This is a genomic window from Limosilactobacillus urinaemulieris, from assembly GCF_932750685.1.
GTDB classification, from domain to species: domain Bacteria; phylum Bacillota; class Bacilli; order Lactobacillales; family Lactobacillaceae; genus Limosilactobacillus; species Limosilactobacillus urinaemulieris.
Map to the genome: position 1 here is coordinate 1 of NZ_CAKOBX010000008.1, position 12,585 is coordinate 12,585.

The following is a 12,585-nucleotide window of genomic DNA, read 5'->3' on the forward strand; positions in this document are numbered from 1 at the left end:
GGCTCGGTAGCTCAGTTGGTAGAGCAACGGATTGAAGCTCCGTGTGTCGGCGGTTCGATTCCGTCCCGCGCCATTTATGGGGGAGTAGCGAAGTCTGGTTAAACGCGACGGTCTGTAAAACCGTTCCTTCGGGTTCGGTGGTTCGAATCCACTCTCCCCCACTTTATAGGGATATAGTTAAACGGTATAACTACGGTCTCCAAAACCGTCATTGTGGGTTCGATTCCTACTATCCCTGCTTTTATGAATTTTTTGGCGGTATTGGTGAAGTTTGGTTAACACACCGGTTTGTGGGTCCGGCACGCGTGGGTTCGAATCCCACATACCGCCCTTTGTTAAAAGGGATTTATTACTTTTAACGTTAACTATTTGGTGGTATAGCCAAGTGGTAAGGCAGAGGTCTGCAAAACCTTTATCATCGGTTCAAATCCGATTACCACCTTTTAGTTGTTAACTAATACTAATATTTTGCCTCTGTGGCGGAATTGGCAGACGCGCTGGACTCAAAATCCAGTTCCCGTTGAGGGAGTGTGGGTTCGACCCCCACCGGAGGCATACTTTAGATGAATGGCTAGTGTTAGTTAGCAAATATTGAAAGTAGGTTGAGGCTTGAAATCTTTAGCTTCAACCTACTTTTTTAGTTCTACGTCAAGTAATGTTGGGTATCTGTCAACTGGTATTGATGGATATCGATGCCACTCACATAAATGTGGGTGGTATTTTTTATGCAAAAAGACAATCAATTCTTAAAAAGAAAAATTTTTGATTGGCAAAGCCATAACAGGTTCGTTTGAGTGTTTTAATTTTACGATTAATTCCTTCTAGTGGACCATTCGAGAATTCATACTTAGTACTATTAATAACTGCTTGTCGATTCTTCTTTAGGGTATTAATCGACGTGTCCATTTCAGTATTGGTAGTCCGATAGTCCTGAAGAACTGCTTTAAGCAGTTCAGGATCACTTTCATGAATGGCTTGAGTAATTCCTTGGTATGTTTGGTAAACTGCCTTAAAGTCAGTGAATTTACTAGTGATTAGATCGACGGCGTTTTGCTTAGTCATATATTCGTTTATTCCCCGAAGATAAACTGGCTTTTCGGGATTAAGCTTGGTCTGCTTAAGATGGAATAACCGCCATTAAGTTTTCATAATTTTATATTCACGACTATGCTTATCGAGGGTCTTAAGAAGATTGATTCGACAGTTATCTAAAGCCCGTCCGGCTAATTGGACGATATGAAACCGATCAATAATGATTTTGGCATTAGGGAAGAGGCGGTAAATGAAACTTTGGTATTGAGCATTGAGATTGATAACAACGGTTTCTACTTGAGCCCGTTCAGCCCGACTATAGCGATTCTCAAAGTAGTCGATGATGGAAGGTGAGAGTCGATCGTGGAGCTTAACTACCAGTTGGTGAGTTTCACTGTCACAACAGATAAATGACATGATGGACTTCGTTGAACGGAATTCATCAAAGCAGAGGTGTTTAGGCAGGGCGGCCATTCGATAATGAGGTTCAACTCGTTCGGTGATGGTCCGACGAACACTACTGGCTGAACAATGACAAAGGCGAGCGATTAGCTCGCCATTCAAACCTTCACGAACTAATGCCATGATTTGATTTTTAAGATCTCGGGAAAGAGTATGATTATGTTTAGTTAATTGTGTAATAGCACCAAAAGTAGTTTGACAATTGGAACAATAGTAACGTTGCTTAGCTAGAATCATTTCATATCGAGTACCGTTAAGACTTGCCAAACGAAGATGACTTTTTCGCAAGCCGTTTTTGACCACTGATTTAAATCCACAGTTTTTACAGCGATCCACGGGATAAGTCAGTGAAGCATGAATCAGTTTCCACTCTTCATTGTTTTTCAAAATAGTTTCGACTTTGAGAACCTTGATATTCTGGTCTTCAATTCCGAGGAGATTTAGGATAGAATTGTTTTGGGACATCTGCATAACCTTCTTTACATGATTTTTGTGGTGAATTGATTGTACAACACGAGGGCAGCAGCTGTCCTTTTTGTGGACAAAAAAACTGGCATTGATGTTGTACCAATACCAGAAAGTGTATACCCCTTTTTCTATGGAAGAAAAAATGAAATTATAATGCCTAGTTTTACCACTAAGGCAAAATCGGCAAATAAGCGTAAGCAGGAATCATCAGCTAAAGTAAAACGAAGTCGACCACATTTAGCTGCTTAAATGACAATAGATAGTGTGCCTACATTACACGGTAAAAAGAGAAAATCAAAGTTTAATCTATAATCCAATATTTATTCGCAAATTTCCCGATAGCTTCTCCTAATTCTTCTGGTGAGGCTTTTATTTTACCTTGCAGCCAGTCAATAAAAATTCCTGCAACTCCGTAAATATTACCGATAATTTGTTCTAGCCCAGTTGAATTATCGTAATTAACTAATTCGTGTTTAAAGCGATCTTGAAGATAGCTAATTGTTAATTCACTATTTTGTTTACTAGCAAGCATAGTGAGCAAGTCTTGCTGCGTTGAGATATAGTCTGAAAGAGCCTGAAATAATGGAATAAAATTATTGTCTTTAGTTGCCTGTGAATAATACTTACTAAAAATATTCAAAAGATCTTTAGCTAATTCATTAATTAATGAGTGATAAAGATCATAGATATCTTGATAATGCGTATAAAAAGTTCCCCGACCAATATCAGCTAGATTAGTGATTTCAGACACAGTAATGCGGGAAAGTTCCTTTTTGCTAAGTAGATTAATTAAAGCTTTTTTTATTTGACGTTTGGTTCTATTTACACGGCGATCAGTCATTTTATTCTCTCCATTTTCTTTTTTATCGACAAATTAGGTTAAGATGTTCAAAATTTGACATTATTCCATAGATTAACCATTGTTTAACTTACTAGCCATAATATATTATACGTATGTCAATTAATCAACAGCTGTTCAAAAACTAAAAGAGGAGCAAAATTAAATGAATTGGATACGTAGAAACTATGTTGCGACAATTATTATCTGGTTATTTCTAACTGTAATATCAGTAGTTATGTTACCCGACATTTCAGCATTGATTCGGCAAAAAGGTCAGGTGACTTTACCGTCAACTAGTGAAAGTTTTCAAGCGCATAAGTTGAATAAGGAGATGCAGACAGGAAAAAATTCTAGTTCGGTTGTAATTGTCTATCATAAGGAGAGCAAGATAAATCAGAAGGATCAGAGAAAGATCAATGATCGGGTTAAACAATTAGCCCGTCAAAAAAATAATTACCAGGTCACAAAAATTACCAGTGCATTAAATGGTAAAGATGTTGCTAAACAGGTTATTTCTCGCAACCAGCAAACTGAATTGGTTAATGTTGATGTTGAGAAAACAGCTAACTTTGATCACCAGGCACAACGGATCAAGCGACTTTTAAAGATTGAAGGGTTACAGACATATGTTACTAGTGATGCTTTATTAGCGGATGAATTTTCTAATACGACCGAAGAGGGAATAAAGAAGACTGAGGTTATTGCTATTATCTTTATTTTTATCGTATTAGTGCTGGTTTTTCGTTCGTTGATCATTCCCCTAGTTTCGTTATTAAATGTGGGAATTGCGATGATTATTTCTCTAAGTTTAGTGATGAATCTTGCCAAGTATTTTAATTTTCCCACTTCTGACTTTACACAGGTCTTTTTAGTGATCATTCTGTTTGGAATTGGTACTGATTATAATATTTTGCTGTACGATAAATTCAAAGAGGAGCTTGCAAACAGCAATCAGTATCAAGCAATTAAAGTTGTCAAAGCGTCAGCTGGCCGAACAATTTTATACAGCGGATTATCAGTCTTTATTGGATTTGCTTCGTTAAGTTTTGCTAAATTTTCTTTTTATCGATCAGCAGTTAGTTGTTCGGTCGGTGTTTTAGTTCTATTAGCAGTATTACTAACTCTAAACTATTTCTTTATGGCTGTGTTAGGAAGAAAACTATTTTGGCCGTCACATAATTTTAAGATTCAGCAATCAAGTCAATTTTGGCAGTTCCTATCACAACGGGGATTGAAACAGCCGCTGATTTATATTGTGATTTTGGGGGTGATTGCAGGGATAACAATTGTGAATGCTCCGCAACAATTAAACTTTAATTCAGCTGATGAGGTGCCGAATAACAATCCAATTAAGAAGGGATACTTGATTGCCCAACGTGATTTCTCAAAGGGGAAAATTTCACCAACCACGATTAACATTAAGTTAAACCATCCCTTAAACAACCAGCAGGATTTGGCAGCAATTGATCAGATTACCAATGCTGTTAAGAAGAATTCAGGGGTGAAGTCAGTAATGTCGGTTACCCAGCCAACCGGGAAGCCGCTGAACCAGCTTTATGTCAAAAATCAATTGAAGACTGTTTTAACTGGCTTACAACAATCACAGACTGGTTTAACAACGATCAAGAATGGTTTGCAGAATGCTCGTAATCAACTGGCTAGTGCTAACGTTAAGGAGCAACTTGCACAAGTCCAACAATTAGCAGATGGAAGTCAACGGTTAGCTGATGCTAGTGGTCAATTCAACACTGGTCTAAATCGATACCTTGCAGGAACTAATCAACTAGCGAGCGGAATTGGTCAATTACAAGTGGGGATTAATTCATTTGCAAGCGGTATTAATCAGGTGACTTCTGCTAGTCAGAAATTAAATCAATCGGTAACAGAAGCTAACCAGCAGATCCAACAACTATCATCACTGATGACTAGCCATTCCAATGGATCTTACTTTGCAATTGCCAGTCAATTAAATCAAGGAACAAGTCAGCTAGCTGGAGCATTAACCACGATTAACCAGCAAGTTCCAACATTAAGCCAAGGGATTAGCCAACTAACTAGCGGGAGTAGTGAACTGATTCGTAATGGAAATCAGCTAAAGACAGCTGGCACTCAATTGGCTAGTGGAGGTCAACAGTTAAATGGTGGCATTAATCAAGTTAACGGTGGAGTTCAACAACTAAATCACCAACTACAAGCGATGACCAGTCAGTTAAGTCAGCTAGAAGCCGGCTTAAACCAGGCAGTTAGCGGATTAGATAAAGTTCAAAATGGAATAAATAATGAGGTCCAGTTATATTAAGAAACTCACCAGTAGGTAACCAGTTAAACATTCCACAAAATAAGCTTAATAATAGTGATCTTGTAACTTCCTACAATATTTATATGAATAAAAATCGTCAATTAACACAATTATCAGTAGTCTTAAAAGCTGATCCTAATAGCCATGCTGCTGCCAAAACAGTTAAGCAACTTGAAAAAGATGTTAAAGCACAGATAAAAGCGACATCATTAAGTAAGGCCAAATTGGCAATTGGTGGTCAAACGTCACAAAATCTTGATCTTGAGACGTTATCTCAGGGAGACTTCACACGGACTGCTATGATCATGATTATTGGTATTGGGATTGCCTTACTGTTTTTTACGCGGTCAGTTCTTCAACCAATGGTGATTATTGCTACTCTGGTTGGAACCTACTATACTGCCATTAATCTAACAACCCTTATTGCACAGTACTTGCTTCATGAGCAAATGTTAACGTGGAATGCACCCTTTTTTACCTTTATTATGCTTGTCGAGCTAGGAGTCGATTACAGCATTTTCTTGATGATGCGTTATCGAGATGAAGAACTAGTGGATCCTGGCAATCAGGTTAAGCATATTCTACAATCTGCAACCGTTATTGGTACTGTTGTGATGTCGGCAATTATTATTTTGAGTGGAACCTTTACTGCTCTAATCCCATCTGGAATCATGACTTTAATTCAGGTTGCGATTGCTGTGATTCTTGGCTTGATGATTTTGGTAACCGTATTGCCAATTATCATGTCTGCATATGTTAAGCTAACTTATGATTCACGAGTTAATAAGGGAATCAAAATAAAAAGTAATACAAAATAACCGTAAATTTAGACCTCTCCACTAAATTTTATTAAAGTAAGCAGTTAAGGATTAGCTATACATGAATTATTTTTCATATATCCAGATTAATAAATTCTTAGTTAGGTGATTTATCTATTGATAATATGAGAAAGAGAAAAAAGACGGATTTTCAATACAAAATTCAGGAGAAAGTTAATAAGGCAGGACTTTGTACTTTATCATTCTTAATTAGATTGTCTCAATTGAGTAAAAATCACAATAAATAGTAGATATAATATCCTACCCCCTACATATTGTGTTAGGGAAGTCAACCTTTCTCTTCAATTTATTCAATAGTAAGATAGCAATCGTTAAACAATAAAAGAGGGGTCTGCAGAAATGAAAATAGAGTTAATGAATGATACAAGTTTACAAAATCTTACCGATGTAAAGGTTGTAAAGCGTGACGGCACCGAGACACCCTTTTACGGCTATAAGATTGACTTAGTGTTAAAAGAACTAGATGCTGATGATAAAACGAAAGCTGCTGTTTACCAAGAGCTGCTCTCCTTCATGGGAAAGAAAACAGTTTCTACGATTGAAATTGCACAGGCATTTATTTCGGGGCTAAAGAAAGCAGACCAAAACATTTTGGCCCAAAAATATGTTAACTATCGCCGTCAAGACGAAGAAAACTTCGCGGAAGCAACTGATCCACAATACAAGCTTAGTCAATTGTTTGACCGCAATTCTCGAGTTGTCCACGAAAACGCGAATAAGGATAGTCACGTTTTTAATACGCAACGGGATCTGGAAGCAGGGGTCGTTAGCCGTGCTTTGGGATTGAGAATGTTACCTGACTTAGTTGCTAAGGCGCATTTACGTGGCGATATTCACTGGCATGATTTGGACTATTCACCAGTGACTCCTGAAACTAATTGTTGTCTGATTGACTTTGATGAAATGTTCAAAAATGGCTTCAAAATTGGGAATGCTTGGGTTTCTTCACCACGTTCAATTCAAACGGCAACTGCCCAGATGTCCCAAATCATTGCAAACGTAGCTTCGTTACAATATGGAGGTTGTTCCGCTAACCGGATTGACCAATTATTGGAACCATATGCTAAATTGAATTACCAAAAGCATATGAAGGATGCTGAGGAGTGGATTGCTCCTGAAAAGCGGGAAGAATTTGCTCGGGCGAAGACAAAGAAGGATATCTATGATGCAATGCAGGCCCTGGAATATGAGATCAACACTCTATATTCAAGCCAGGGTCAAACACCATTTACCACAATCAACTTTGGTCTAGGAACCAGTTGGATTAGTCGGGAAATCCAAAAAGCAATTTTGAAGATCCGAATTAAGGGATTGGGGAAAGAACACCGGACGGCCATCTTCCCTAAATTGATTTTTACACTAAAGCGTGGACTAAACTTACAACCTGGTGATCCAAATTATGATATTAAGCAGCTTGCACTTGAATGTTCAACTAAGCGGATGTACCCGGACCTATTAATGTACGATAAAATCAAAGAAATCACTGGTAGTTTTAAGACGCCAATGGGATGTCGTTCGTTCTTACAAGGGTGGAAAGACCCGGAAACTGGTAAAGAGGTTAATTCTGGTCGAATGAATCTTGGAGTTGTAACGGTTAACTTACCGCGGATTGCCCTTGAAGCTCAAGGTGATAAGGAACTCTTTTGGCAAATTTTCCAAGAAAAGATGAATATTTGTCACACTGCCTTGAAGTACCGAATTGCCCGGACAAAGCAGGCTAAGCCCGAAAATGCGCCATTGCTTTACATGTACGGTGCGTTTGGTAAGCGACTAAAGCGGACTGATAGTGTTGATGAAGTCTTTAAGAATAGCCGAGCAACTATTTCTCTGGGATACATTGGATTATATGAAGTTTGCACCACTTTTTATGGTTCAAATTGGGAACACAACCAGGAAGCTCATGACTTTGCAGTTTCGATTGCTAAGGCGATGCATGAACTTTGTGCTAAGTGGGAAAGTGAAGAGGGCTACCATTATAGTCTTTACTCAACTCCTGCTGAATCATTAACTGATACTTTCTGTCAAGATGACCTCAAAAAGTTTGGTCGGATTGAAGATGTTACTGATAAGGAATATTACACTAATAGTTTTCACTATGATGTTCGCAAGCACCCAACACCATTTGAAAAGCTAGAATTTGAAGAAGCATTTCCATACCAAGCTGCAGGTGGCTTTATCCACTATTGCGAATATCCAAACCTTCGCCAAAATCCTAAGGCGCTCGAAGCAGTTTGGGACTGGGCGTATGATCATGTCGGTTACTTAGGAACAAATACTGCAATTGATCAATGCTTTAAGTGTGGATTTAAAGGTGAGTTTGAGGCAACTGCACGTGGATTTAAGTGTCCGCAATGTGGAAACCATGATCCGGCAACGTGTGATGTTGTTAAGCGGACTTGTGGCTACTTAGGTAATCCACAACAGCGGCCAATGGTTCATGGTCGGCACGAGGAAATCATCCACCGAGTAAAGCATATGAGTTCTTCAATGATTAAGTCGGCTGCTCAGTTTGAACAAAATCGTCAATTCGATTCAAAAGAAGATCGGGCTGCCATTAATGGCGATCAAATTTAGTGGGGGATTAAAATGGTAGAGAAAAGACCGCAAAGATTACCCAAAAATCCACAACCAAAAGAATGGTTAGCAAAGGATCATTCACTTCAATACGTAGCGGACTATAAGCCATTTAATTTTGTTGATGGTGAAGGGGTTCGTTGCAGCGTCTATGTCAGTGGTTGTTTATTTAATTGTCCGGGTTGCTACAATAAGGCGGCACAAAACTTCCACTATGGGCAGCCTTATACTCAGGAACTTGAAGATCAGATAATGGAGGATCTTTCGCAAAGCTATGTTCAGGGGCTTACTCTTCTTGGTGGCGAACCGTTCTTAAACACCCAGGTTTGTTTAAAGTTAATTCATCGGCTACGAAAGGAATTCGGCCATACTAAAGATATTTGGTCATGGTCTGGATATACCTGGGAGGAACTATTGAAGGATTCTGATGATAAACTGGAAATGCTTCATAATATTGATATCTTGGTTGATGGCCGGTTTTTATTGGCAAAAAAGGATCTGACCTTACAATTCCGGGGTAGTTCCAACCAACGGATTATTGATGTTCCGAAGTCATTCGCTAGTGGCAAGGTAGTCATTTGGGATAAGTTAGTCCATTAACAGGTGAGATTAATGAATGAAGAATTATTGAAGACTGTCCAAAAGGCTAGCCAGGGGCAACCAGACTGGCTACAAAAGAAACGTTCATTAGCAATAATGCTGCAAAAACGGTTTCCGTTAGCCAATCAGCAACAAGCATGGTTAACAAAGTGGCAACAACCAAATCTTGCTGCCAATGATGAATCTTCGTTGCTGAATCATGACGGGGATGATTTTGTGGCACTGCCAATTAACCTAGCCGTTCAGAAATATCCTGAATTATTACAGGAAAACTTGATGGAGAAAGCAGTTCGCTGGCAGGACAACCAGTTGAACGCACTTCACCTGGCATTGATGGATACTGGGCAATTCATTTATGTTCCAGATAATACAAAACTAGAGGAACCATTGAAAATTGGGTTAGTTACGAGGAGCAATAATCCGCATAATCTAATTATTGTTGGTGCAGGCGCTCAGGTAACGATTATTGAAGAGAGTAGTTATGAAACGCAGGCTCCGTTATACGCTGCTACTGAAATTTTGCTGGGAACGGGCGCTCAGGTGAAGTTCTGCCAAAATAACTGTTATTATGGTGATTTAGTTCGTCAAGCGGTTCATGCTTATCAAGCACGTGGTTCAAAGCTTGAGATTGAAGGGGTTATTCCAGAGAATCAGCATGGATACAGTAGCTTTTATAGTTTTCTTGATGGTTCTGATGCGCATTGGAATATCCAGCTAGCTTCGATGGTTGAGGCTGACTGCCAGCAAGAGGTGGTTACTCAGGTTGATGGCTACGGTGAAAACACTAGTGCCCAAGTAAATGAGTGGGGATGGGTTGATTCCAATGCTCAAATAAAGTGGGGGAAATTAGCCACTGTGGATGAGGAACCATTAGAGCTTCATCAGCACCGCATTATTGCTAGTAGTGATAGGATAGTGGTAGATGATCAAGAAAAGGCTCCCCGTTTTAATGCTTCTGGTGACTTCTTTAGGGCGCAATTACCAGCCGATTCATGGTTAGTGCGTCATTCTTAGTTACAAAACGGTTACAAAAACGCACAAAATAGTGATAAAAAGGCTAAATTAACGGTCGGAAATCCTTAATTTAGCCTTTTTTATTTTTCTTTATTACAAAATATATTTTATAAATGATTTGATAAGGAAGGACACTTAGATCGCTTGCTATTGGGATCCGTTATCATTTCTCAAGAGTGAAAATAAACCTTTTGTTACATCAGATTACGGAAAAGGCTGAAATTGATAATCTGTGGTAACTACCGTGTAATTTTAATCGTGTATATTAGAAACCGTTGATGAGGTCATCAACAACTTAAATTAATAATTAGAAATTTGAAACAACATTTGAGAAAAGGAAGGTATTTCATTTATATGAATAAGTTATCGAAGAACATCGCTAAAGTTACAGCTGCTGTAGCCGGGGTTGTTGCCTTAGGTACTATCGCAACTACCACAACCGCTAACGCCGACTCAATTTACACGGTGCAAAGCGGTGACACCTTATCAGGAATTTCATATAAGTTAGGTCATGATTTAACTTTTGTTGATAAATTAGCTTCAAACAACAACATTGCTAACAAGAACTTGATCTACGTTGGTCAAAAGTTAGTAATTAAGGATGACGGTGAAGTTGCACCTGCTACTCAACAACAAGTTGAAACCTTACCATCAGCAAATACTGCTAACCAAACTAGTTCTGCAGCTACCTCAACTAGTGCTGCTAGTCAAAGCCAAGCACAACCACAACAAGCTGCTTCAGCAAATACTCAGGCACAAACCGCAACTGCAACAACTTCAGCAAGCAATGCTGCAAGTTACAGTAACTACACATCAAGCGTAGCCGGTAATGATGCTGCCGCAAAGGCATGGATTGCTGCCCGTGAATCAGGTGGTAACTATGGTGCCCAAAACGGTCAATACATTGGTAAGTACCAATTATCCGCATCATACCTTAACGGTGACTACTCCGCCGCAAACCAAGAACGAGTAGCCGACCAATACGTAGCTAGCCGTTACGGTTCCTGGAGTGCCGCACAATCATTCTGGCAATCACACGGTTGGTACTAAAATAGATAGAGCGCGAGCCAGTTAAGAGCTTGCGGAAAGATAACAATTTCCCCTGCCGAGGGCGACTTGCGCCTAGGCAGGGGTTTGTTATCTCTAGCAAGCTCCTGGCGAGCGCATTTCGACTATGTTGCCGAGAAATATCTTGAGTGAATTTAGGGTGAACGCGTTTCGACTATGGTGCCTATAACAATTTTCCCTGCCGAGGGCGACTTGCGCCTAGGCAGGGGTTTGTTATCTCTAAGGGCTTTCCTGCGAACGTGTTTCAGTAATAAAATAGTAAAAAACTTTCGATAATAGTGTTGTCCATTATTATCGAAAGTTTTTGTTATAATCTAAATACAATAATCTATGAATAGGTGTGGGAGATAAATGCTGTTTAAGTCAAAAAATGATCAGGAATCAATTGATCGTGCTAAAAAAATGTATGGAGCAGGAATAAATCGTGGCCTAGCAGGCTTCGTTTCTCAGGGGCGAAAGAAGAAAAAACAGTCAGTAATTAGTGAATTCGATGAAATTACTTTAACAACGACTGAAAAAATTCCAGAGAACGATTACAGGATCATTGGAGTAGTATTTGGAACTGCTAATGGGGAAGAGAAAACGTCTGCCCATGAGCAAGCAATTAAAGTATTACGGGATAAGGCCAAACAAGTAGGAGCAGATGTAGTAGTAGCAATGCGCTTTGAGTCCACATCTTCAACGGTTACGGCATATGGGACTGCAGTTAAAATAGTCAAATAAATACTTAACGGCTTCTCAACTTTCAAATCATTTCGGGAGTTGAGGAGCCGTTATTAAATTAAATTTTCTATGGCTTATCTTTACTGATTGAGTTAATAATTGCTGCTTGTTTTTGGCGATTTTCTTTTCGATGTTGGCGACGAGCTGCATAGCCAGCTACCATTGCTTTTTGCTCTGCTGTTTGTGGAATCAATTGGTCGTACTGGATTACTTTTTTAGGGTCTTGGATCACGTAAGTCATGAAGCAGGAAAAGCCGACGAAACGTTCACCAGTCATCAAGTGTTCACCAATGACTTTGACGAACACTTCTAATGATCTATGGCCAACACCTGTAACATAGGCTTCCATGCACATTGAGTCTTGGAGTTGAAATGGTTTAAGAAATTGAACATGGTCCATAGCGGCAGTCACGACAGTTGAGCGGGTGACACGCATTGCGGCAACAGATGCTTCACCGTCTACTAGCTCTAAAATTCGTCCGCCAAAAACGGTTCCGTGTTCATTTAGATCAGCATTGAAAACACGGTGCAGAGAGACGGCGAGGGTTTCATTACAATTTATCTTCATTATTCATGGTTCTCCTTAAAAATATTTACTTATAGTTTATTTTAGCATAGTTAAGAAACCGTTTTCTTTAATAAAATTTGGTATTTTATGTAAATAA

At 39.2% G+C, this 12,585-nt stretch carries 9 protein-coding genes, 6 tRNA genes and 1 pseudogene; 13 read left to right on the plus strand and 3 right to left on the minus strand.

Annotation, left to right across the window (positions count from 1 at the left end; translation table 11 throughout):
- The 6 genes from MR181_RS06325 (at position 1) to MR181_RS06350 (ending at position 555) form a co-directional block, all read left to right on the plus strand.
- A tRNA-Phe gene (locus MR181_RS06325) sits at positions 1-73 on the plus strand.
- A 5-nt stretch (positions 74-78) separates the two neighbouring features.
- Positions 79-161, plus strand: a tRNA-Tyr gene (locus tag MR181_RS06330).
- A gap of 6 nt (positions 162-167) precedes the next feature.
- Positions 168-238, plus strand: a tRNA-Trp gene (locus tag MR181_RS06335).
- A gap of 17 nt (positions 239-255) precedes the next feature.
- Positions 256-330, plus strand: a tRNA-His gene (locus MR181_RS06340).
- A 41-nt stretch (positions 331-371) separates the two neighbouring features.
- A tRNA-Cys gene (locus MR181_RS06345) sits at positions 372-442 on the plus strand.
- A gap of 28 nt (positions 443-470) precedes the next feature.
- Positions 471-555: transfer RNA gene (locus tag MR181_RS06350), tRNA-Leu, on the plus strand.
- 168 nt (positions 556-723) lie between these two features.
- Here MR181_RS06350 and MR181_RS06355 read toward each other — a convergent pair.
- Both MR181_RS06355 and MR181_RS06360 read right to left on the minus strand, forming a co-directional pair.
- Positions 724-1,959 (minus strand): annotated as a pseudogene (locus tag MR181_RS06355) (ISL3 family transposase).
- A gap of 304 nt (positions 1,960-2,263) precedes the next feature.
- Positions 2,264-2,803 carry a TetR/AcrR family transcriptional regulator gene (locus MR181_RS06360; RefSeq protein ID WP_242336223.1) on the minus strand — a complete coding sequence of 180 codons (540 nt, stop codon included), beginning with the start codon at positions 2,801-2,803 and terminating at the stop codon, positions 2,264-2,266.
- A 163-nt stretch (positions 2,804-2,966) separates the two neighbouring features.
- Between MR181_RS06360 and MR181_RS06365 the strand changes: the two genes are divergently transcribed.
- The 7 genes from MR181_RS06365 to MR181_RS06395 all read left to right on the plus strand — a co-directional run bounded on the left by MR181_RS06365 (position 2,967) and on the right by MR181_RS06395 (position 11,920).
- Positions 2,967-5,102, plus strand: coding sequence for an MMPL family transporter (locus MR181_RS06365; protein ID WP_242336226.1), 2,136 nt, complete (start codon positions 2,967-2,969; stop codon positions 5,100-5,102).
- A gap of 83 nt (positions 5,103-5,185) precedes the next feature.
- On the plus strand, positions 5,186-5,920 hold the full coding sequence (locus MR181_RS06370) for an MMPL family transporter (protein ID WP_242336229.1): 735 nt from the start codon (positions 5,186-5,188) through the stop codon (positions 5,918-5,920).
- A 360-nt stretch (positions 5,921-6,280) separates the two neighbouring features.
- Entirely contained in the window at positions 6,281-8,515 is a 2,235-nt protein-coding gene (gene nrdD, locus MR181_RS06375; protein ID WP_242336232.1) for an anaerobic ribonucleoside-triphosphate reductase, read from the plus strand.
- Positions 8,516-8,527: 12 nt separating this feature from the next.
- Entirely contained in the window at positions 8,528-9,115 is a 588-nt protein-coding gene (nrdG, locus tag MR181_RS06380; protein WP_102169087.1) for an anaerobic ribonucleoside-triphosphate reductase activating protein, read from the plus strand.
- A gap of 12 nt (positions 9,116-9,127) precedes the next feature.
- On the plus strand, positions 9,128-10,129 hold the full coding sequence (locus MR181_RS06385; RefSeq protein ID WP_242336235.1) for a SufD family Fe-S cluster assembly protein: 1,002 nt from the start codon (positions 9,128-9,130) through the stop codon (positions 10,127-10,129).
- 354 nt (positions 10,130-10,483) lie between these two features.
- The gene (gene apf / locus MR181_RS06390; RefSeq protein WP_242336238.1) at positions 10,484-11,179 is read left to right on the plus strand and encodes an aggregation-promoting factor; all 696 of its coding nucleotides are present in this window, start codon (positions 10,484-10,486) and stop codon (positions 11,177-11,179) included.
- Positions 11,180-11,548: 369 nt separating this feature from the next.
- Positions 11,549-11,920: a heavy metal-binding domain-containing protein gene (locus MR181_RS06395; protein WP_413230821.1), complete on the plus strand. Its 372-nt coding sequence runs from the start codon at positions 11,549-11,551 to the stop codon at positions 11,918-11,920.
- A 67-nt stretch (positions 11,921-11,987) separates the two neighbouring features.
- Here the strand turns inward: MR181_RS06395 and MR181_RS06400 are convergent, their stop codons facing one another.
- Positions 11,988-12,491, minus strand: a complete 504-nt coding sequence (locus MR181_RS06400; RefSeq protein WP_242336434.1) for an acyl-CoA thioesterase — start codon at positions 12,489-12,491, stop codon at positions 11,988-11,990.
- Positions 12,492-12,585 lie beyond the last annotated feature (94 nt).